The sequence below is a fragment of the Staphylococcus sp. HMSC62A08 genome, assembly GCF_001839105.1.
GTDB classification, from domain to species: Bacteria; Bacillota; Bacilli; order Staphylococcales; family Staphylococcaceae; genus Staphylococcus; species Staphylococcus caprae.
In genome coordinates this window covers 504607-524245 of record NZ_KV840027.1, presented here as the reverse complement: position 1 = coordinate 524245, position 19639 = coordinate 504607, and the positions used below count along the sequence as shown (strand labels likewise).

Genomic DNA, 19639 nt, shown 5'->3' with positions numbered 1-19639 from the left:
AAAGGTACGACCAATGTTGCACCGGTACCACCCATTGTTACTACGAACATTTGAGTACCAGGTGTAATGACTTTATCTGCATGCTCTCCTGCTTGAATCAAATGTAAGTTTGTTTCAAGGTTAGCGTAAGTAATCGCTGCAATCGCTGGTTCAACGATTGATGGTCCATGAATACCAACAAACCAGAAGAATGCAAATGCACCAAAGATTATCGTTACTCCAACCCAACCATCAGCTGCTGTAAACAATGGTTCAAATACTTTTAATACTGCATTTGCCACATTTGTATGAACAAAAGCTCTAGCAAGTAAATCTAATGCATATAGAATGATGATTACTGCTGATAAAGGGAATATATCTTTAAATACTTGTGAGATATTTGGAGGAACTTCTTTAGGCATTTTTATTGTGATATTGTGTTTAATAAAGAAACTATAAACAATCACAGTTACAAATGCTGAGATGAACGCTGTTAATAATCCTTTAGTACCCATGAAAGCACTTAGGAATCCTCCATCTTTAACAGGATCAGCGGCTAAGAATAAGAAACCACACATCGCAGCCATCATTGTCGAAATAAAGTTAATTTGATTCGTACTGTCCAACTTTCTATTGAATGAATCGGTCAGTGACTTGGCTGTTGTTCCTGCTACAATGAACCCAACAATACCCATTGTATAGTTATAAGGTTTCATTAAGATGCCTTCCATAGTTTTACTCCAAGTAAATCCAAATACGTTTGGCACATAAGCTACTAAAATAAATATACTTGAGAACAAGATAATTGGAATTGCTGCAATAAATCCATCACGAATCGCTCTTAGATAAATATTACGAGATATTTTTTCGAAGAACGGTTTTCCTTTTTCTATCCATGCTATTAACTTATTCATAAAGGTCAACTCTTTCTTTTATATAATTCGATTAAGTGCTTCATTAAATCTTTTAATAGAATTGTTGTCATTAAGTGATCTTGGCCATGCATCATTGTTACGCTATAGGCAATATCATCACCTTGTGCTTCCTTTTGAAGTAGGCTTGTTTGAGCCCGATGTGCTTCAGCGATGCATTGATTTCCTTCTTCAATTAGTGATTCTGCCTTATCATAATCTCCCTCTTGTGCAGCTGTTAGTGCTTCTAAGAATTTAGACCGCGCATCCCCAGCGAATGCAACAATCTCGAATCCTAATAATTGTACTTCTTCTCTATTCATGATGTATTCGTCCCCTTTCGAGAATTAAACTCTCTCTTTCCATGACGTTGCAGTTGTTTCCAAAACTTTGTTTAACTCATCAATATTTTTAAATCCTGTTGAACGTAACCATTCTCGAGCTGCTTCTTCACCCTGTTCGATATAAACTTGAACAGCTCCAGCCCATGTCGCTCTACCACAAAGCACACCATTAAATTTAGCTCCCGCTTCATGCGCAAATTTTAGAGTCTCTTGGAAAAGTTCAGCTGAAACGCCAGCACTTAAGTAAATATATGGTAAGTTTGTTGAAGCGTCTTGATCTTTAAAATGTTGAGCTGCTTCTTCTTTTGAATAAACAACTTCTCCTTCAGCGAACCCTTCAACATATTTCATGTTGACTGGAACTTCTACTTTTAAGACATCAACATTAAAGCGCGCTTCTGAGAATAATTTCATTGCTTCGTTTACTTTTCTTGGTTTCACTTTTGCAAATTCAACACTACTATTATCTGGAATATTATCGTCATAAGTGAGTACCTCTAAGAAGAATGGAATGTCTTCAGCTACACATTCAGAGCCAATTCTTTCAATGTAAGCCTTCTTCTGAATATTAATTTCTTCTGCATCATCTACATCGTAGTAAAGTAAGAACTTAACTGCATTAGCACCTTGTTCTTTAAGTCTTTTAGCTGACCATTCAACTAAACAGTCAGGTAAACGACCTTTAGCGTTAACGTCGTATCCTGTTTTTTCATAAGCAAGTAGTAATCCACAATCTTTATTGCGGGCTTCAGATGCAGGTAGTCCGTATTCAGGATCTAGGAGAATTGATGACGCGTATTGTGTTAATTCTTCTGATACCAAAACTTTTAATCGTTCAATTTGCTCAATTGTAGGTTCATCTGTTTGATGTTTTGCCATCATACGTTTTAATGCACCGCGTTGGTCAAAAGCTAATGCTGAGATGACACCTTTATCATTACTTAGATGTTCAATTGATGCCGTTTTTTGAGTTGTTTTTACCATTTTTTACACCTCTATAATTTCAATTTGGTCAAAGAGCTGAGTATAATTAGACATGTTTACATAACCAGTTTGTGCTTCTTGCGCATTTAACATCCCTAAGGTGTTTGCCTTCTTAAGGAGATGCTCATCACTTTCATGATGAACAATTGCTGAAGCTATACCTGCTACTGTTGAATCTCCGGAACCCACAGGATTAAGTACTTTAATCGAAGGTATGTTTACTTTGTAAAATCGTTGGTTATGTTTAGCGAAAGCGCCATTTGCGCCCAAAGAAACAATAATCCATTCAATTTTTGAAAATAACTGATGATTTAAAGCATTTTTCAGTTCTTCAGTAGATTCATTAAGTTTCAACGAAATCAACTGTGATAATTCTTCAATATTTGGCTTAATGACTGTCGGTTTGTGAGTGTTTTGTAGCGCTAATTTAAGTGTTTCGCCAGCACAATCCAATACGACTGGTTTAGCATTTTCGTGACATATATCAATAATTTTTGAATAGTAATTTGAATCTAGACCTTTTGGAAGGCTACCAGAAATAACTACCGCTTCAGCTTTCGGTATTAAATCATTCAAATGTTTCAAAAATCCTTTAGATTCATCCGCCGCAATGGTTGGTCCTTGTTCCAAAACCTCTGTTTGGTTGCCATCATGCAAAATAGCAATACAATTTCGTGTTTCACCTTTAATTGTGAAAAATGAATGTTCCACTTGATTGTGATTTAACTTTTCTGCAATAAATTCACCTATTTTACCACCTAAAAAGCCTGTCGCAACAACATGTTCATTGAGTTGTGATAACACCCTAGTTACATTGAGTCCCTTTCCACCAGCCGTCTTGCTAACGTCTTGAACTCTATTCACTGTGTTAATGTGTAATTCATCTAATGGATAAGATATATCTACCGAAGGATTTAAAGTTAAAGTTAAAATCATGTTGATCTTCCTTAATCGTGATATTCGCCTTTATCCCACTTTTCTAAAAATTCATCAAAGAAATGTGGATCTTCTTGTTTAGCATTATGAGTTTCAAGATGATTAATTTTTGCGATTAATTTTTTATTTTCTTCTGTAGGTTTATACTCAGCATTGATAAATGCATCAATAATATCGCACATTAGAAGTTCGCCGATGATTTTCCCACCGAAACCAATAACATTTGCATTTAACTCTTCTTTCGCATATAAAGCTGAAGTCATATCACGTACGAGTGCGGAACGAACGCCAGCAACTTTGTTAACCGCATTATTAATACCAACACCTGTACCACAAATACATACACCTAAGTCAGCATTACCGCTTACAACTTCTTCTCCAACTTTCTTACCAAAAATTGGATAATGTGTACGTGTGAAGTCATAAGTCCCAACATCAATAACTTCATGCCCTTTTGATTTTAAAAACTGTGATACTTCCATCTTTGTATCAGTGACAATATGGTCACAACCTATAGCAATTTTCATTTGTTCTCCTCCTATTAGCACATTTTATTCAGCATATCTACACGAATTTGATGACGTCCACCGTCATAATGACCGTTAACAAATCCCTTAACCACATTTTTAGCTAAAGTATCTCCAACAATTTCAGAACCTAAAGTAATCATTTTGGAATTATTATGTCCTCTAGTCATGTATGCTGAACGCTCATCTGAAACTTCAGCTGCAATCATTCCTTTAATTTTTGTAGCAACAATAAAACTACCTGCACCATAGGCATCTATGGCAATTCCCAAATTGTCATCGGACTTTTGAACTTCACGTGCAACAGATACTGTCGAATCTACAAAATCTAACTCCTTACCTTCTGTTACATCTAGAACTTCGAAATCGTTCTCTTTTAAATAAACTTTAATTAAATCTTTTAGACGTTTACCGTCTACATCTGAACCGATAATAATTGTCATTTTAAGTCTCCTTTTAAAATGATTTTGAAAGCACTAAATAAATGAATGAGAGAAAAGCGCTTTCAATTAACTATGTTTAAATTATAAACACTACACAACAATAAATCAACAAATACTGTTTGTATTTTGTTTGTTTGGTGTTTGATTTCAAACATTTAGTGAACTTATTGTTTAAACTACTCCTTTAAATCAACAGAAAAGGAGCGGAGAGTGAAATCTCATTCTTGTAGAATGATTTCACTCTCCGCTCCATAGAGGTTGACAAGGTATAAGAGCACTTTCTCTTAAACTATATTTTATTAAGTTTTAAGTGTTAGTCTATGACTTCAACATATTTTTCAACTTGTTCTGTCTTTTCCAAATCATTTTTATCCATTAATACTGCATTTAATTCTTTCAATTCACAGAAAGAGGAGAAATCATCTTTCCCTATTTTCGAAGAATCAATAAGTAAATATTTCTCAATTGAATGATTCAATGCTAGATGTTGGGTATAAGCTTCATCCATTGATGAAGTCATCGCAACGCCATCTTTAACTCCATTACTACTAAAAAACATCTTACTAAATCGCAAGTTATTTAATAATTGATTCGTCATCTCTCCCACAAATGCTTCAGTTAAATCTCTCATTTCTCCACCTAACAAATACACTCTAAAATGTAGACTCTGTTTTTTCATAAGAATTTTAAAAACTGGCAAACAATTTGTGATAACTGTGAGCGAATGATGATTAATTTCTTCAGCTAACTTTTGAACAGTCGTACCAGGACCTAAAAATATAGTATCTCCATCCTCAATCAACCCAACAGCTTTTTTAGCTATATATCTCTTTTCCTTAATATAGTGCGTATGTTTTTCCTGGTGGGACATCTCCTTATATTGAAAAGCAGAATTACTACGTGCGCCACCATGAATCTTAGTAAGCACACCTTTCTCTTCCAACTCTGCTAAATCACGACGAACTGTCATATCTGATACATTTAAATCTTCTACAATTTCATTTGTTCTAACAGTCCCTCTTTTATTAACAAGTTTTGTAATTTCGTCTAGCCTATCATATTTGTTCATATCTATATCCACTTCCTACGATAACGTCATTTACATACTTAATTTGTTTTAACTTTAATTTACTTTTCTAATGTCTTAATATAATTTTATAACACACTTTAAATACTTTAAAATGATAAAGTAATCAATTATGTAAATATGTTGCCACAAAAATCATAACATAAAAACTTGATATTAACTTATTAATTATTTGTGGTGAAAACGAAGAGTTTTCGATTAGTTAAAAAGAAATTTAAAAACTGAGGTGATTCTATGGATGTGGAAATTCAACGATTAAGAGAAATGATAGAAGAATCCGAAAAAATTGTATTTTTCACTGGGGCAGGCGTATCTGTAGCAAGTGGTATTCCTGATTTCCGCTCAATGGGTGGTCTATTTGATGAGATTTCAAAAGATGGACAATCTCCAGAGTATTTACTAAGTGTAGATCATTTAAATGATGACAAAGAAAGTTTTATTGATTTTTATCATAAAAGATTACTAATTGCTGATAAAAAACCAAATATTGTACACCAATGGGTTGCAGAATTAGAACATGAAGGTCAATCTTTAGGTGTTATTACTCAAAATATTGATGGCTTACATACAGATGCAGGTAGTCAACATGTTGATGAATTACACGGCACTTTAAATCGTTTTTACTGTATCAATTGCTACAATGAATACTCAAAATCTCAAGTGATGGACAACCACATTCGATATTGTGAAAAGTGTGGTCAGATTATACGACCTGATATTGTATTATACGGTGAAATGTTGAATCAAAACACAGTATTCAAAGCTTTAGAAAAAATACAAAATGCTGACACGCTAGTTGTCCTTGGTTCATCGCTTGTAGTACAACCAGCAGCAGGCTTTGTTTCAGAATTTAAAGGTGACAATTTAGTAATTATCAATAGAGATCGCACACCGTATGATCAAAGTGCTGACTTAGTCATACATGATGATATGACAGAAGTTGTCGAAAACGTCATGAAAAATAGATAATATTTTGAGGTTGGTAACTTTATAAGTTAGTCACATCTTCATTGTAATAACATAAAAAAACACTTCCCAAATAATGGGAAGTGTTGATGTGTGTTCGCCAAAATTAACGTTTTGAGAATTGAGGAGAACGACGAGCTTTTTTAAGACCTGGTTTTTTACGTTCTTTCATACGTGGGTCACGAGTAAGCAATCCAGCGCGTTTTAAAGAACCTCTGTATTCAGGGTCAGCTTCTAATAATGCACGAGCAATTCCGTGACGGATAGCTTGAGCTTGTCCTGTGAAACCACCACCGTGAACGTTTACTAAAACGTCATAGTTACCTTTAGTTTCAGTAACATCGAATGGTTGGTTTAAGTCTAAGATTAATGATTCAAATGGTAAGTAGTCACGTACGTCACGGTTGTTAACTGTAATGTTACCTTCACCTGGTACTAAACGTACACGTGCTACTGAGTTTTTACGACGGCCTGTACCTTTATATTCAACTTGTGCCAATGTAATTTCCTCCTTCTAATTAACCACGTAACTCGTAGTTTTCTGGTTGTTGTGCAGCGTGTGGATGTTCAGCGCCACCATATACAAATAATTTTTTACCTTGTTTTTCACCTAAACGTGAACTTGGTAACATACCTTTAATAGAAGTTTCTAATAAACGTTCTGGGTTAGTTCTTCTTAATTCACCAGCTGTGATTGATTTTAAACCACCTGGGTGATTTGAGTGGCGATAGTACATTTTATCTTGTTCTTTATTACCAGTGAATTCGATTTTAGATGCATTGATGATGATTACGTAATCACCAGTGTCAACGTGTGGTGTATAAGTTACTTTATTTTTACCGCGTAAGATAGCAGCTACTTCAGATGATAAACGACCAAATGTTTGGCCTTCAGCATCAATAACATACCATTTGCGCTCAATGTTTGATTCATTTGCCATAAATGTTTGACGCATAATAATTGTCCTCCTAAAAATAAATGCTTCGTTCTTAATTGTTTTGTCAATTGATCACATTCGAACCTATGATCATTCAACGCACAATTTTAATTATTGTTACGATTTAAAAGCGTAAGTTTTCATTTATTTTGTTAACTGTTGTTCTGCTTTGCTTATATATCTAGTAACACAATAAGTTTCCGGGGCTTATCGTGGGGTGATATAAAACAATACCGTTAATAATCTTATAATTTCACAATGCTTTTGTCAATGACATTCAATCATTTTCCAACGATTTTTTAAGATGTATTTTAATATCATTTCCAAACTCTTCCTTAAGTGATTCTGGTGATAGGTAAACCTTTTCTAAATAGAGTCCTTCTGAGGATGCAGTGAAAGGTACATTGTTTCTATTTTTTTCTTCAAGTAGTTGTGGAACCTCGTCAGGTTGTCGCTTCCCTTTTCCCACCTCTATTAAAAATGCCACAAGAACACGAACCATGTTATAGAGAAATCCTGAACCAGTAACCACATAATCAAAACCTGCTTCAGTTTGAACCACTTCACTTTGATATAGAGTTCTCACTTTGCTTTCCACTTCAGTTTTCTGAGAACAAAAACCTGTAAAATCATGAGTTCCAATAAAATGATGAGCCGCTTCATTCATTTTAGCTAAATCTAAATCATTATCGATAAATGTTTCGAGACCACTTTTAAACGGATCACGATGTGCGCCTTGATAGACTTTATAACGATATCTTTTACCTACACAGTCATATCTACAATGAAAGTTTTCATCTACTGTTTGAACGCTTTTAACGTAAATATCATCAGGTAAGAAACGATTCATCGCATATTGCCATTGTTGATTATCAATATTTAACTCAGTGTCAAAATGAAAGAATTGTTGATACGCATGCACGCCTCTGTCCGTACGACTTGTAGGATGTATTCGTACATGACGCTTGTGCATACGTTTAAGAATCTTTTCAAATTGTTGTTGTACTGTTCTCCCCTGCTGTTGAATTTGAAAGCCAAGGAATTGATTACCCTGATATGCAATTTCTACTAAAATTCGCAATGTTTACACTCCTGAGTATTTAATAATAAATAAGATAAGTCCAATTGGTATTAATAGAATTAACGTTATCGTGTCTTTTAATCGCCAGTGTAGTAATCTGTAACTAGTTCGTTTAACATTCATATCATAGCCTCTTACTTCCATAGCTATTGCTAATTCTTCCGCTCTTTGAAAGGCAGAAATAAACAATGGAACCATAAGAGGGATAAATGCTTTAATGCGTGTCACAATACTTCCTGAACTTATTTCAGACCCTCTTGATTTTTGAGCTAAAATAATTTTTTCCAATTCATCCATTAAAGTAGGTATAAACCTTAGCGCGATAGACATCATCATACTCAATTGATGAACGGGAATCTTAACCCATTTCAATGGTGCTAATAACTTTTCAAAGGCATCAGTTAAATCTATAGGACTTGTCGAAAGCGTCATAATTGTCGCAATCATCACTATAAAGATAAGACGTAATGAAATGTAAATTCCTTCTATCACTCCATTAGACTCTATTGTAAAGAAACCCCAATGTAAAAGCGTCTTTCCTCCATTAGTAAATAATATATGCATTAAAAAAGTAAATATTAAGAAGAAAAAGATAGGCGTGAGCCCTTTCATTAGAAATCCGAATGGGATTTTAGCCAATTTCATAGATATAATGATAAGTGTAAATATCCAAGCGTATGTGCCAAACGAATGACAAAAGAAAATAAATATTATAAACACAAAGACAAATATGAGCTTTGCTCTAGGATCAAGATGATGTACAGTTGAATGATTTGGGAGATAGCGTCCAATGATTAATTTATTTTTCATTTTGCCACTCCTTATACATCTCAATAAACTCCTCTTCATTTAAAGCTAGTTTAGGTAAGGATATTTGATACTTGTGCTCAAAATCTATTTGTAATCTAATAATGTTTGGTAGCGTAATATGCCACTCAGCTAACTTATCTGTATTTTTAAATAGTTCTCTAGGTTCTGATTGTTCAGCTACCCTACCATTACTTAATACAACAACTTCATCAGCATATCGCGAAACATCATTCATATCATGTGAGACTAAAATAATCGTCTTATTTTCTTCCACTTGAATTCGCTTAATAAGAGTCATAATCTGCTCTTTACTTTGAGGGTCCAAGCCAGCTGTTGGTTCATCCAATATAATAACTTCTGGATCCATAGCCAAAATAGATACAATTGCAATTTTCCTCATTTGTCCACCTGACATTTGAAAAGGAGAAAGTGACATGATATCTCTTGAAAATCCTAAATCAAGTAATAATTGATAAGCCTTTTCTTTAGCTTTTTCTAAGTCCATATTAAAGTTTTTCGGTCCAAATTCTATTTCTTTTTCTACACTATCTTCGAATAGTTGAGATTCTGGGAATTGAAATACAATGCCTACTTTTTTACGGATGGGTCGTAAATATTTATCCTTAGTTTTATGCGATATTTCAATATCCTCGAATTCAATTGACCCTTTTGTTGGTTTTAATAACGCATTAAGATGCTGTATCAAGGTAGATTTTCCACTACCTGTTTGTCCTATAATTGCGTAATACTTTCCTTTTTCCAAAATCAAAGATATATCTTCTATAGCATTATATTCATATGGCGTCCCTTTTTGATAAGTATAGCTAACATGATTTAACTGAATACTCATAATCGTTTGACCAACCCTTCGTATGTCACAAATGATGAATCAAATCCTAGTAGTTGATTCATTTTCATAGAGAAAGGTAAATCTAATCCAATAGAAGTTAGTTCATCAGTATATTTAAATATTTCTTCAGGTGAATCCTGTTTAAAAACAGTTCCTTTATTCATAACAATAACATGATCAGCTTCCATCGCTTCGTCTAAATCATGAGTTATAGAAATAATTGTTACTTCATTATCTTCTTTCACTTCACGTACGAGCTTTAAGAGTGATACTTTCGCATCAGGATCTAACATAGTTGTTGCTTCATCTAAAATAATAACAGATGGATTTAGTGCTAATACACCAGCTATCGCAACACGTTGTTTCTGACCTCCAGAAAGTGAATGTGGCTCGTAATCAGCTTTATTAAGCATATCTACTTCTGATAAAGCTTTATCTACTTTAATATGCATCTCCTCATGAGGGACTGCATGATTTTCTAGACCGAAAGCAACATCAAATTTCACAATTGAGCCGACAAATTGATTATCTGGATTTTGAAATACAATACCTATTTGTTTTCTAATTTTATGTGTATTTGAATTGTCTATTTTTTCATTTTTAAATAATATTTGACCTTCGTTAGCTTCTTCTATGCCTACCATTAATTTTGCTATAGTAGACTTCCCAGAACCATTATGACCTACAATCGACGTCCATTTTCCAATAGGAACAGAAAAAGATACGTTATTTAATGTGAACGCAGAATCACTTTGATATTGAAAAGATACATTTTTAAATTCAATGATATTCATTGGCTCATTCACACTAAACAACTCCTTCAGTTAAATATTGTCGTTACTTTAAATATTTTACAATAATTCAATTTATCTGTATATCACATACGTTCTTTTCACACAGATAATCTTAGATTTTCACTATGTTATACAAGAAAACAAAAAAGCTATAGCAATCTCTGACTATAGCTTAAATAAAAAAGCGCGCACCCCATCGTATTGTTGAGTTCACGCTTATAAGAAATATTTAGTTAGATGGGGCACTCTGAGCTAGACAATATTTGTATGTGGCAAACATTATCGTTGCACTCATTTGCTTTATATATAAGTAGTAAGTGTATTTATTAAGGTAAAGTGACTGAGACATAATTTAATGTCTCAATCCCTAAATTAAACTAATTCGATAATTACTGATTCAGCACCGTCACCACGACGAGGGCCTACTTTAAGGATACGAGTGTAACCACCTTGACGTTCATTATAACGTTCAGCGATTTCACCGAATAATTTTTGAAGAGCAGTTTGTGTTGATTCATCTTCATTTAAGATTTCAACGTTACGTAAAGTTTTAGCTGCATTACGACGAGAAGCTAAATCTCCTTTTTTACCTAAAGTGATTAATTTCTCTACTACACTGCGTACTTCTTTAGCACGAGCTTCTGTAGTTTCAATACGTTCACTTACGATAAGAGAAGTCGCTAAGTCACGTAACATTGCTTTACGTTGATCAGAAGTACGACCTAATTTTCTGTAACCCATGAGTTAACCTCCTTTATCAATCTTCTTTTCTTAATCCTAATCCTAAATCTTCTAATTTATATTTAACTTCTTCTAGAGATTTACGACCTAAATTACGCACTTTCATCATGTCAGCTTCAGATTTATCAGCTAACTCTTGTACAGAATTGATTCCTGCGCGTTTTAAGCAGTTGTAAGAACGTACAGATAAGTCTAATTCTTCGATAGACATTTCAAGTACTTTTTCTTTTTGATCTTCTTCTTTTTCGATCATGATTTCAGCATTTTGAGCTTCATCAGTTAGACCTACAAAGATGTTCAAGTGTTCAGTCATTATTTTAGCTGCTAATGAAACTGATTCTTGTGGAGTGATTGAACCGTTAGTCCAAACATCTAAAGTTAATTTATCGTAATCACTACTTTGACCTACACGTGTGTTTTCTACTGTGTAGTTAACACGTTCTACAGGTGAGTATAGTGAATCAACAGGAATTACACCAATTGGTAAATCACTAGTATTATTTTGTTCAGCTAATGCGTAACCTCTACCCTTATTAGCAACAAGACGCACTTTAAGATGTCCACCTTTAGACACAGTTGCGATTTTAAGTTCTGGGTTTAAAATCTCAACATCGCTGTCGTGAGTAATGTCACTTGCAGTTACTTCGCCTTCATCTTTAACATCAATTTCAAGAGTTTTATCTTCTTCAGAGTAAATTTTTAATGCTAATTTTTTAATGTTCATAATAATTGTTGAAACATCTTCTACAACATTGTCTACTGCTGAAAATTCGTGTAGAACTCCTTCGATTTCGATGTACTTAACGGCTGCACCTGGTAACGAAGATAGTAGGATACGACGTAAGGAGTTTCCTAGTGTAGTACCGTAGCCACGTTCAAGTGGTTCAACAACGAACTTACCGAATTTAGCATCTTCACTAATTTCAATTGTCTCAATTCTAGGTTTTTCAATTTCTATCATTTACAAATATCCTCCTTAAATACGTCGACTAGATTTAAACTGTTTGCTCAGTGACCTGTAACAATACAATCCTAAATTAGACGCGACGACGTTTTGGTGGACGACAACCGTTGTGAGGTACTGGAGTAACGTCTCTAATTGCAGTTACTTCTAATCCTGCAGATTGTAATGCACGGATAGCTGATTCACGGCCTGGTCCAGGTCCTTTAACTGTTACTTCTACAGTTTTTAAACCATGTTCCATAGCTGATTTAGAAGCTGTTTCTGAAGCCATTTGTGCTGCGAATGGTGTTGATTTTTTAGATCCTTTGAATCCTAATGCACCAGCTGATGACCAAGATAATGCATTACCGAATTCATCAGTGATAGTTACGATAGTATTATTGAATGTTGAACGGATATGTGCTACACCGTTTTCAATATTCTTTTTCACTCTACGTTTACGAGATACTTGTTTACGTGCCATTATTTTTGCCTCCTTTACCTATTATTTTTTCTTATTAGCTACTGTTTTAACCGGGCCTTTACGAGTACGTGCGTTGTTTTTAGTTTTTTGACCACGAACTGGTAAGCCACGACGGTGACGAATACCACGGTATGATGAAATTTCCATTAAACGTTTAATGTTTAAGTTTTGTTCACGACGTAAGTCACCTTCTACTTTGTAGCTATCTACAACTTCACGGATACGACCTAATTCGTCATCAGTTAAATCTTTAACGCGAGTATCTGCTGATACGTTTGCTTCTTCAACGATTTTGTTAGCAGTTGAAGTACCGATACCATAAACGTATGTTAATGAGATAACAATGCGCTTTTCACGTGGAATATCCACTCCTGCAATACGTGCCATATTAATTTACACCTCTCTTTTATTAACCTTGTCTTTGTTTGTGCTTAGGATTATCACAAATTACCATTACTTTACCTTTACGTTTAATGACTTTGCATTTTTCGCAAATTGGTTTTACTGATGGTCTTACTTTCATTTTTATACCTCCCTATATTATGGAGTGACGATTATTTATAACGATAAGTAATTCTACCGCGTGATAAATCATACGGAGACATCTCAACAGTTACTTTGTCGCCAGGTAGAATACGAATGTAATTCATTCTGATTTTACCACTAACATGCGCTAAAATCTCATGACCATTTTCTAATTCTACTTTAAACATTGCATTTGGTAAAGTATCTAATACAGTACCTTCTAATTCAATTACATCTTGTTTAGCCATTGATTAACTTCCCCCTTTTTGCAATAGTAAGGTAATCGTCAATAGACAACTTAACAATACGAATCTATTCGTGACTAGTTATTATAAGTTTAACAAAAATACGGGAATTACAAATCATTATTTGTCACTCACTCTATTAAATTTCACTCAAATATTCACTTAGCAAATAGATCGTAAATCGTTGATCTATCTATAAATGATCTAAAATATCAATGACATCGTTCGTTACTTCATCAATATCTTTTGAACCATCAATGTTTTTTAAAATACCTTTTTCATCGTAATACTCTAAAATAGGTTTTGATTGTTTAACATTAACGCTCAAACGATTTGATACTGTTTCTGGATTGTCATCTTCACGTTGATATAACTTTCCACCATCGATATCACAAATACCTTCAACCTTTGGAGGATTAAATACAAGATGATAAGTTGTACCACATTTCTCACAGATACGACGACCTGTAAGACGATTCATTAACTCTTCCTCAGGAACTTCAATATTGATGACAGCATCAATTTCTCTATCAAGCTCAGACATAATGTTATTTAATGCCTCAGCTTGTTCGATTGTTCTTGGGAATCCATCTAATAAGAATCCTTTTTTCGCATCGTCTTCAGAAATACGTTCTTTAACGATACCTACAGTAACTTCATCAGGAACTAATTCTCCACGATCCATGTATGATTTAGCTTCTTTACCTAAATCAGTTTCATCTTTAATCGCTTTTCTGAACATGTCACCAGTAGAAATATGTGGTATTGGGAATTTCTTAACAATTTCACTCGCTTGAGTACCTTTACCTGCGCCAGGTAAACCCATTAAAATGATATTCATAAATGCCCTCCTACAAATTATCTACCACCAAAGCCTTTGTATTCTTTTTGACTTACTTGAGCTTCTAATGTCTTCATAGTTTCTATAGCTACACCGATAACGATTAATAAACTTGTACCACCAATTTGAATTGATTGTGGTAAGCCCATAAATTTAGTTGCTATAATCGGCAAAATTGCTATAGCTGCTAAGAATATAGAACCAACAAATGTCAATCTGTAAAGAACTTTAGTAATATATTTTTTTGTTTGTTCACCAGGTCTGATGCCTGGGACATAACTACCTTGTTTTTTAAGGTTATCAGCCATTTTCTCCGGATTAACTTGTACAAATGCATAGAAATACGCAAATGCAATAATTAATACGATATATACAATCATTCCAATATTACTTGAAGGATTGGCAGTATCAGCAATATTCTGTGCCCATTCAGCTTTAGGGAAGAATAATGTTAACGTTCTTGGTAATAAGAAAAATGCCATCGCAAAGATTACTGGAATAACACCTGCTGAGTTAACTTTTAAAGGTAGATAAGTTGCTTGTGAACCTAATCGTTGAGCAGATTGTTTCTTCGCATATTGAATAGGGATCTTACGTTTAGCTTCAAGTACAAAAATAGCACCAACTGTTAATAAAATTAATGCTCCAACTAAACCTACAATTTTTAACCATGCTAATGAAGTATCATCTTGACCAACAAATAGAGATTGGCCAAATTGTTCAATACTTGATGGTAAAGTTGATAAAATCCCAGCAAAGATGATAAGAGAAATACCATTACCAACACCAAACTGAGTGATTTGGTCACCAAGCCAAATTAAGAAAGCTGTTCCTGCTGTTAAAACAACTGCAATCAATAAATAACTCATAACTGATTTATCAATAATCAGTTGTCCCTTGAGATAATTATTGAACTGAAAAGCCATACCTATTGATTGGATAAAAGCTAAAATAATAGCGAAATAACGTGTTACATTATTAATTTTTCTTCTACCCATTTCACCTTGTTTAGCCCATTCTGTAAACTTAGGCACTATATCCATTTGCAATAATTGCATAACGATGGATGCGGTGATATAGGGCATAATACCCATCGCAAATATTGAGAAACGTTTCAAGGCACCGCCACCAAAAGTATTTAATAACTCAGTGGCACCTTGAGAACCTTGTGGATGGTTAAATGCTTCAGGATTAACTCCTGGAGCAGGAATATACGTTCCTATTTTAAAAATAACTAACATTGCTAGAGTGAAGAAAATCTTGTTACGCACTTCCTTAGTTGTAAAGAAACGCACAAGCGTTTGAAACATTAGATCACCTCGTGTGCTCCACCTTTAGCATCAATAGCTTCTGCTGCTGAAGCTGAGAATTTATGAGCTTTCACTGTTAATTTTTTATCAAGTGAACCATTACCTAGTACTTTGATACCAGATTTTTCATTCTTAACAACACCAGATTCTACTAGTAAAGCTGGAGTTACTTCAGTACCATCTTCAAATTTATTAAGTTGGTCTAAGTTAACAATAGCATATTCTTTACGGTTAATGTTAGTGAAACCACGTTTTGGTAAACGACGGAATAAAGGTAATTGTCCACCTTCAAATCCTGGTCTTACTTTACCACCTGAACGTGCTTTTTGACCTTTTTGACCACGGCCACTAGTTTTACCGTTACCAGTTGCAGCACCACGACCTACACGATTACGTACACGGCGTGATCCTTCTGCTGCTTTTAACTCATGTAATTTCATTTCGGCACCTCCTTAATTATTTTTCTTCAATTGTTAATAAATGTTTAACTTTGTTGATTTGCCCACGAATAGCAGGGTTATCTTCAACAACTACTGAACTATTAGTTTTTTTAAGACCTAATGCTTCAACAGTTTTACGTTGTGTTTCAGGACGACCAATAACACTACGAGTGAGGGTAATTTGTAATTTAGCCATAACTTATTTTCCCTCCTTAATTGTATAATTCTTCTACAGATTTGCCACGTAATTTAGCAACATCTTCTGCATTTTTTAAGTTTTGTAAACCATTGATAGTTGCACGAACCATGTTAATAGGAGTGTTAGATCCTAATGATTTACTTAAGATATCAGTAATTCCTGCTAACTCTAATACGGCACGAACTGGTCCACCAGCGATTACCCCAGTACCAGGTGCAGCTGGTTTCATGAATACGCTACCTGAACCGTAGCGACCAGTGATAGTGTGAGGAGTTGTACCTTCAACACGTGGAACAACTACTAAATCTTTTTTCGCTGCTTCTACAGCTTTTTTGATTGCTTCAGGTACCTCTTGTGCTTTACCAGTACCGAAACCTACACGACCTTTTTTATCACCTACAACTACTAATGCAGTGAAACGGAAACGACGACCACCTTTTACTACTTTAGCAACACGGTTAATCGTAACAACGCGTTCTTCAAATTCTTTAGTTTCTTCTTCTCTACGAGCCATGAATGTGTCCCTCCTTTAAATTAAAATTCTAATCCGCTTTCTCTAGCTGCTTCTGCTAAAGCTTTTACACGTCCGTGATATAAATAACCTCCACGGTCGAACACGATTTCTTTAATACCTTTATCGCTTGCTTTTTTAGCAATTGCTTGACCTACTTTAGTTGATAAATCAACTTTTGATGTAGATTCACTAGCGATATCTTTATCTTGAGATGAAGCTTGAGCTAAAGTTTCGCCTTTAACGTCATCAATAATTTGAGCATAGATGTGTTTGTTTGAACGATACACATTTAAACGTGGCTTTTCAGCTGTACCTGATAATTTAGTACGAACACGAGCATGTCTTTTCAAACGTACTTTGTTTTTATCAATTTTACTGATCATTTCAATACTCCTTTCTTTAGAGTGTTATCTATTATTTACCAGTTTTACCTTCTTTACGGCGAACATATTCACCTTGGTAACGAATACCTTTACCTTTATAAGGTTCTGGAGGTCTTACTGAACGGATGTTAGATGCGATAGCACCAACTTGTTCTTTAGAAACACCAGATACTTTAACAGTTGTGTTTTTCTCAACAGCAAAAGTAATACCGTCTTCAGCTTTAATTTCTACTGGGTGAGAATAACCAACATTTAGTACTAAGTCACTACCTTGCATTTGAGCACGGTAACCAACACCAACAAGTTCAAGTGTTTTTTCGAAACCTTGAGAAACACCTAGTACCATATTATTTAATAAAGCACGAGTTGTACCATGGTCTGTTCTGTCTTCTTTAGAATCAGATGGTCTTACAACTTCAACTGTGTTTTCTTCTTGTTTGAATGTCATTCTTTCATTTAAAGTTCTTGCTAATTCACCTTTAGGACCTTTAACAGTTACATGATTACCATCAAAAGTTACTGTTACGTCACTAGGGATGTCAATAATTTTCTTACCAACACGACTCATGTTATGGCACCTCCTTATTAATTATTACCAAACGTATGCGATAATTTCTCCGCCAACGTTACGTTTTCTTGCTTCTTTATCAGTGATAACACCTTCAGAAGTTGAAACTAATGCGATACCTAAACCGTTTAATACTTTAGGTACTTCATTTGCTTTAGCATAAACACGTAAACCAGGTTTTGAGATACGTTTAATCCTGTGATAACACGTTCATTGTTTTGACCAAATTTTAAGAATAAACGAATAACACCTTGTTTATCGTCTTCTACGTATTCAACGTTTTTAATGAAACCTTCGTTTTTTAAGATTTCAGCAATTTCTTTTTTAATATTAGATGCAGGTAATTCTAACTTCTCGTGACGAACCATGTTTGCATTTCTAACACGAGTAAGCATATCTGCGATTGGATCTGTCATTGTCATTGATTGTTGCCTCCTTTCAGACTCTTAATTATTACCAGCTAGCTTTACGTACGCCAGGAATTTGGCCTTTATAAGCTAATTCACGGAAACAAATACGGCATAATTTAAATTTACGATATACAGAATGTGGACGACCACAGCGTTCACAACGAGTGTATTCACGAACAGCGAATTTTTGTTTTTTTGTTGCTTAGCAACCATTGAAGTTTTAGCCACTTAATTAGCCTCCTTTTTAGAGATTATTTACGAAATGGCATACCGAAGTTTGATAACAATTCACGAGCTTCCTCGTCAGTGTTAGCAGTAGTTACGATAACAATATCCATTCCTCTAACTTTTGTTACTTTATCATAGTCAATTTCAGGGAAAATTAATTGTTCTTTAATACCTAATGTGTAGTTACCACGTCCATCGAATGCTGTTTTTGAAACACCTTGGAAGTCACGTACACGAGGTAATGATACTGCAATAAGTTTATCTAAGAATTCATACATTCTTTCACCGCGAAGTGTAACTTTTGCACCGATTGGCATACCTTCACGTAAACGGAATGTTGCAACTGATTTTTTTGCTTTTGTTACTAATGGTTTTTGACCAGTGATTAATTCTAACTCTTCAACAGCATTATCTAATACTTTAGAGTTTTGAACTGCGTCACCTACACCCATGTTCACAACGATTTTTTCAATTTTAGGTACTTCCATTACTGAACTGTAATTGAATTTTTTAACTAAGTTCTCAGTAACTTCAGAATTGTACTTTTCTTTTAAACGGTTCAAAGTGGATCCTCCTTTCAACTAGTTATTAATTATTAGATTTGATTTCTTCGCCTGATTTTTTAGCAACGCGAACTTTTTTACCATCAACTGTTTTGTATCCTACACGTGTAGGTTCGTTAGTTTTAGGGTCTAATAATTGTACGTTAGAAACATGGATTGCTGCCTCTGTCTCTAAGATTCCACCTTCAGGATTTAATTGAGTTGGTTTTTGGTGTTTCTTAATTACGTTAACACCTTCCACAACGACACGGTCTTTTTTAGGTTCTGTAGCAACTACTTTACCTTCTTTACCTTTGTCTTTACCTGCGATAACTTTTACGTTGTCACCTTTTTTGATATGCATGTGGGCACCTCCTTAAATAGTATGATTGGTTAAATTTGTATTAAAGTACTTCTGGTGCTAATGATACGATTTTCATGAAGTTACCTTCACGTAGTTCACGAGCAACAGGACCAAAGATACGAGTACCACGTGGGCCTTTGTCATCACGGATGATAACACATGCATTTTCATCAAATTTGATATATGAACCGTCGTTACGACGAACACCTGATTTAGTACGAACTACAACAGCTTTGACAACGTCGCCTTTTT

30 protein-coding genes and 2 pseudogenes are annotated in these 19639 nt (G+C 34.5%); 1 reads left to right on the top strand and 31 read right to left on the bottom strand.

Annotated elements, in window-relative coordinates; genetic code table 11:
- From HMPREF3264_RS03340 to HMPREF3264_RS03310, 7 genes are all read right to left on the bottom strand, one after another.
- Positions 1-893: PTS transporter subunit EIIC (locus HMPREF3264_RS03340; RefSeq protein ID WP_176746803.1), on the bottom strand; the 893-nt coding region annotated here is incomplete at its 3' end.
- Positions 894-898: 5 nt separating this feature from the next.
- Positions 899-1213, bottom strand: a complete 315-nt coding sequence (locus HMPREF3264_RS03335) for a PTS lactose/cellobiose transporter subunit IIA (RefSeq protein WP_002443690.1) — start codon at positions 1211-1213, stop codon at positions 899-901.
- A gap of 24 nt (positions 1214-1237) precedes the next feature.
- Positions 1238-2218, bottom strand: coding sequence for a tagatose-bisphosphate aldolase (gene lacD / locus HMPREF3264_RS03330; RefSeq protein ID WP_002443692.1), 981 nt, complete (start codon positions 2216-2218; stop codon positions 1238-1240).
- Positions 2219-2221: 3 nt separating this feature from the next.
- Positions 2222-3154, bottom strand: coding sequence for a tagatose-6-phosphate kinase (gene lacC / locus HMPREF3264_RS03325; RefSeq protein WP_070871912.1), 933 nt, complete (start codon positions 3152-3154; stop codon positions 2222-2224).
- Positions 3155-3165: 11 nt separating this feature from the next.
- Positions 3166-3681 (bottom strand): galactose-6-phosphate isomerase subunit LacB, encoded by a 516-nt coding sequence (gene lacB / locus HMPREF3264_RS03320; protein WP_037541583.1) that lies wholly within the window; start codon positions 3679-3681, stop codon positions 3166-3168.
- Positions 3682-3695: 14 nt separating this feature from the next.
- Positions 3696-4124, bottom strand: a complete 429-nt coding sequence (gene lacA / locus HMPREF3264_RS03315; protein ID WP_002443699.1) for a galactose-6-phosphate isomerase subunit LacA — start codon at positions 4122-4124, stop codon at positions 3696-3698.
- Positions 4125-4437: 313 nt separating this feature from the next.
- Entirely contained in the window at positions 4438-5193 is a 756-nt protein-coding gene (locus HMPREF3264_RS03310; protein WP_070871911.1) for a DeoR/GlpR family DNA-binding transcription regulator, read from the bottom strand.
- A 252-nt stretch (positions 5194-5445) separates the two neighbouring features.
- On the opposite strand from HMPREF3264_RS03310, the gene HMPREF3264_RS03305 reads away from it, so the two are divergent.
- A complete protein-coding gene (locus tag HMPREF3264_RS03305; protein ID WP_070871910.1) occupies positions 5446-6180 on the top strand; it encodes an NAD-dependent protein deacylase in 735 nt (244 codons plus the stop codon).
- A gap of 103 nt (positions 6181-6283) precedes the next feature.
- On the opposite strand, the gene rpsI is transcribed toward HMPREF3264_RS03305, so the two are convergent.
- From rpsI to rplN, 24 genes and pseudogenes are all read right to left on the bottom strand, one after another.
- Positions 6284-6676 carry a 30S ribosomal protein S9 gene (rpsI, locus tag HMPREF3264_RS03300; protein WP_002443706.1) on the bottom strand — a complete coding sequence of 131 codons (393 nt, stop codon included), beginning with the start codon at positions 6674-6676 and terminating at the stop codon, positions 6284-6286.
- Between the two features lie 19 nt (positions 6677-6695).
- Positions 6696-7133 carry a 50S ribosomal protein L13 gene (gene rplM / locus HMPREF3264_RS03295; protein ID WP_070871909.1) on the bottom strand — a complete coding sequence of 146 codons (438 nt, stop codon included), beginning with the start codon at positions 7131-7133 and terminating at the stop codon, positions 6696-6698.
- A gap of 259 nt (positions 7134-7392) precedes the next feature.
- Positions 7393-8196 carry a tRNA pseudouridine(38-40) synthase TruA gene (gene truA, locus HMPREF3264_RS03290; protein ID WP_070871908.1) on the bottom strand — a complete coding sequence of 268 codons (804 nt, stop codon included), beginning with the start codon at positions 8194-8196 and terminating at the stop codon, positions 7393-7395.
- A 3-nt stretch (positions 8197-8199) separates the two neighbouring features.
- The gene (locus HMPREF3264_RS03285; RefSeq protein ID WP_070871907.1) at positions 8200-9006 is read right to left on the bottom strand and encodes an energy-coupling factor transporter transmembrane component T family protein; all 807 of its coding nucleotides are present in this window, start codon (positions 9004-9006) and stop codon (positions 8200-8202) included.
- Entirely contained in the window at positions 8996-9856 is an 861-nt protein-coding gene (locus tag HMPREF3264_RS03280; protein WP_070871906.1) for an energy-coupling factor transporter ATPase, read from the bottom strand. The genes HMPREF3264_RS03285 and HMPREF3264_RS03280 overlap by 11 nt, the downstream gene beginning before the upstream one ends.
- A complete protein-coding gene (locus HMPREF3264_RS03275; RefSeq protein WP_070871905.1) occupies positions 9853-10662 on the bottom strand; it encodes an energy-coupling factor transporter ATPase in 810 nt (269 codons plus the stop codon). Before HMPREF3264_RS03275 ends, HMPREF3264_RS03280 begins: the two co-directional genes overlap by 4 nt.
- 360 nt (positions 10663-11022) lie before the next feature.
- Positions 11023-11391, bottom strand: a complete 369-nt coding sequence (rplQ, locus tag HMPREF3264_RS03270) for a 50S ribosomal protein L17 (protein WP_002432926.1) — start codon at positions 11389-11391, stop codon at positions 11023-11025.
- A 16-nt stretch (positions 11392-11407) separates the two neighbouring features.
- Positions 11408-12352: a DNA-directed RNA polymerase subunit alpha gene (locus tag HMPREF3264_RS03265; protein ID WP_002443717.1), complete on the bottom strand. Its 945-nt coding sequence runs from the start codon at positions 12350-12352 to the stop codon at positions 11408-11410.
- Between the two features lie 76 nt (positions 12353-12428).
- Positions 12429-12818: a 30S ribosomal protein S11 gene (rpsK, locus tag HMPREF3264_RS03260; protein ID WP_000101625.1), complete on the bottom strand. Its 390-nt coding sequence runs from the start codon at positions 12816-12818 to the stop codon at positions 12429-12431.
- A 21-nt stretch (positions 12819-12839) separates the two neighbouring features.
- Complete coding sequence (gene rpsM, locus HMPREF3264_RS03255) at positions 12840-13205, bottom strand: 30S ribosomal protein S13 (protein ID WP_002432712.1); 366 nt, start codon at positions 13203-13205, stop codon at positions 12840-12842.
- Between the two features lie 22 nt (positions 13206-13227).
- Positions 13228-13341 (bottom strand): 50S ribosomal protein L36, encoded by a 114-nt coding sequence (gene rpmJ / locus HMPREF3264_RS03250; protein WP_001829709.1) that lies wholly within the window; start codon positions 13339-13341, stop codon positions 13228-13230.
- 31 nt (positions 13342-13372) lie between these two features.
- A complete protein-coding gene (gene infA / locus HMPREF3264_RS03245; protein ID WP_001829792.1) occupies positions 13373-13591 on the bottom strand; it encodes a translation initiation factor IF-1 in 219 nt (72 codons plus the stop codon).
- Between the two features lie 190 nt (positions 13592-13781).
- Positions 13782-14429 (bottom strand): adenylate kinase, encoded by a 648-nt coding sequence (locus HMPREF3264_RS03240; protein WP_002443720.1) that lies wholly within the window; start codon positions 14427-14429, stop codon positions 13782-13784.
- 17 nt (positions 14430-14446) lie between these two features.
- Positions 14447-15739 carry a preprotein translocase subunit SecY gene (secY, locus tag HMPREF3264_RS03235; RefSeq protein ID WP_070871904.1) on the bottom strand — a complete coding sequence of 431 codons (1293 nt, stop codon included), beginning with the start codon at positions 15737-15739 and terminating at the stop codon, positions 14447-14449.
- On the bottom strand, positions 15739-16179 hold the full coding sequence (gene rplO / locus HMPREF3264_RS03230; RefSeq protein ID WP_001829796.1) for a 50S ribosomal protein L15: 441 nt from the start codon (positions 16177-16179) through the stop codon (positions 15739-15741). Before rplO ends, secY begins: the two co-directional genes overlap by 1 nt.
- A gap of 16 nt (positions 16180-16195) precedes the next feature.
- Positions 16196-16375: a 50S ribosomal protein L30 gene (rpmD, locus tag HMPREF3264_RS03225; RefSeq protein WP_002432330.1), complete on the bottom strand. Its 180-nt coding sequence runs from the start codon at positions 16373-16375 to the stop codon at positions 16196-16198.
- Between the two features lie 16 nt (positions 16376-16391).
- A complete protein-coding gene (gene rpsE, locus HMPREF3264_RS03220; protein ID WP_002443725.1) occupies positions 16392-16892 on the bottom strand; it encodes a 30S ribosomal protein S5 in 501 nt (166 codons plus the stop codon).
- Between the two features lie 20 nt (positions 16893-16912).
- Positions 16913-17275 (bottom strand): 50S ribosomal protein L18, encoded by a 363-nt coding sequence (rplR, locus tag HMPREF3264_RS03215; protein ID WP_002443727.1) that lies wholly within the window; start codon positions 17273-17275, stop codon positions 16913-16915.
- Positions 17276-17306: 31 nt separating this feature from the next.
- Positions 17307-17843 (bottom strand): 50S ribosomal protein L6, encoded by a 537-nt coding sequence (rplF, locus tag HMPREF3264_RS03210; RefSeq protein ID WP_070871903.1) that lies wholly within the window; start codon positions 17841-17843, stop codon positions 17307-17309.
- Positions 17844-17867: 24 nt separating this feature from the next.
- A pseudogene (rpsH, locus tag HMPREF3264_RS03205) lies at positions 17868-18265 on the bottom strand (30S ribosomal protein S8).
- 31 nt (positions 18266-18296) lie between these two features.
- Positions 18297-18481 (bottom strand): annotated as a pseudogene (locus HMPREF3264_RS12385) (type Z 30S ribosomal protein S14).
- A 23-nt stretch (positions 18482-18504) separates the two neighbouring features.
- A complete protein-coding gene (rplE, locus tag HMPREF3264_RS03200; protein WP_037541587.1) occupies positions 18505-19044 on the bottom strand; it encodes a 50S ribosomal protein L5 in 540 nt (179 codons plus the stop codon).
- A gap of 25 nt (positions 19045-19069) precedes the next feature.
- On the bottom strand, positions 19070-19387 hold the full coding sequence (gene rplX, locus HMPREF3264_RS03195) for a 50S ribosomal protein L24 (RefSeq protein ID WP_002443733.1): 318 nt from the start codon (positions 19385-19387) through the stop codon (positions 19070-19072).
- A 40-nt stretch (positions 19388-19427) separates the two neighbouring features.
- Positions 19428-19639 (bottom strand): 50S ribosomal protein L14 (gene rplN, locus HMPREF3264_RS03190; RefSeq protein ID WP_070871901.1); only part of this gene is annotated, 212 nt, incomplete at its 5' end.